The organism is Shewanella sp. UCD-KL21 (assembly GCF_001957135.1).
In the GTDB taxonomy this organism is placed as follows: domain Bacteria; phylum Pseudomonadota; class Gammaproteobacteria; order Enterobacterales; family Shewanellaceae; genus Shewanella.
This window is the reverse complement of record NZ_MPHK01000049.1, coordinates 1-1,720: the sequence shown is the minus strand read 5'-3', so window position 1 is coordinate 1,720 and position 1,720 is coordinate 1. Positions and strand designations below refer to the sequence as shown.

1 protein-coding gene is annotated in these 1,720 nt (G+C 47.2%); it reads right to left on the bottom strand.

The window, feature by feature from the left end; all coding sequences use genetic code 11:
- Positions 1–88: 88 nt before the first annotated feature.
- Positions 89–1,435, bottom strand: a complete 1,347-nt coding sequence (gene ltrA, locus BM739_RS19765; RefSeq protein WP_076543314.1) for a group II intron reverse transcriptase/maturase — start codon at positions 1,433–1,435, stop codon at positions 89–91.
- Between the last annotated feature and the right edge of the window lie 285 nt (positions 1,436–1,720).

Here is a 1,720-nt window from a genome sequence, read left to right as displayed (position 1 = left end):
TAATCGGGTAGCCGGAGGTATCTAACCTCCAGCCCCCACACCACCCTGCATGCGGCTCCGCACAGGGCGGTTCATTTAGAACGCCTAATTAAACTTTCTGGTTAGGATAGTGAACTGCGACCCATCCATCTCTTAGTGAATATAATCCTGCTTTCTTCAGATACTCATTACTCAGCGCTTGCTGGATCCCTGGTGTTTTTGAACTTCTCCATGGGCCTTTGCTTGTGATACCACAACCAACGGCCACTTGAATCTTGACGCCACGTTTAAGTAGGTTTTGCACCTTAGTCCGTGGTTTTCGCCACTGACGCCAGTAGCACATACGTACCCGACGGCGRATCCAATGGTCTAAGTCGACACACCCTTGATAAGCATTAGCGATGCCAAAGTAGTTAATCCAGCCTTGCATATATTGCCGCACCTTAAACAATTGATAACCCATGCTTACGCCCCAATTTCGGTTTGTTAGCCGTCTCAACTTTTGTTTGAAAATGTGTAATGTTTTAGCATGCCACTGGATCTTTCCTCGGTTAAATGTAAACCCGAGGAACTTACTTTTGCCTACCTTAACCACTTGGCTTTTCTGTTCATTAACGACCAGTTTTAGTTTCATGGCAAGGTAGCGAGTAATGCTCTTTAGTACCCGTTCACCCGCACGAAGTGACTTTACCAAAATGATAAAGTCGTCCGCGTAGCGGGCGAATTTATGCTCTCGGCTTTCCAGCTCTTTATCCAAACTATCCAACATAATGTTTGATAGTAATGGCGAGAGTGGGCCGCCTTGAGGTACACCTTCAAAGCTTGCTTCAAATTGGTCATTGACCATCACACCTGCACGTAGGTATTTACCAATAAGCGCCAACAGACGCTTATCCTGCACTTTGCTCCTAAGTTGAGTCATCAAGAGATCATGATTAACTCGGTCAAAGAACTTAGACAGATCAACATCGACGGCAAATTTGCGCTTCTGTTTGATGATATCCTTAACTTGCAGTACCGCTTGTTTGGCATTTCTGTTTGGCCTAAAGCCAAAGCTGTTGGTCGAGAAGAATGGGTCAAACAGTGGCGTGAGTATTTGAGCAATGGCTTGCTGAATCACACGGTCAATGACGTTAGGGATCCCCAATTTGCGTTTACCGCCATCGGGTTTGTCGATCTCTACGCGCCTGACCGCTGAGGGTTGGTATTCACYTCGCTCTAACTGATATTTACACTGTTGCCAGCCGCCTTGTTGCATCCAGAGCGGGAAGGCTTCGATGGTCATGCCATCGATGCCCGCCGCACCTTTATTGGCTTTAACTTGACGCCAAGCTCGGTGTAGATTTTCAGGTTCGAGCAGTTGTTGAAATAGATCGCGGTTGAAGGCCGGTTGCATATCAATACGCTGCCGATAGTAATCGTCTGGCGACGTAGTGGGTATCGACAAGTTTGACAAGACTCCTCCTTCTTCTAAATGTTCAGGCCTTCACCATATCCCAACCATTACGCTGGGCGTTGGGCTACTATGCCGTCTGCTGACTTCTGCTTAATCACATGCCAAGTTACCCCGTCATGCGCTATCGGTTTCCATCTAGTTCGCTCTTTTCAGTCGATGATGCTGAAAAGCCAAGGCACTTATACACCAGAGCCTYACTGGTTAATGACCGATCGCGTGTTAAGCAGATCTCCCCAGATAAGAACATGAACTTTCTTTGCACTGCTGCATCATTTACGGTGGCCA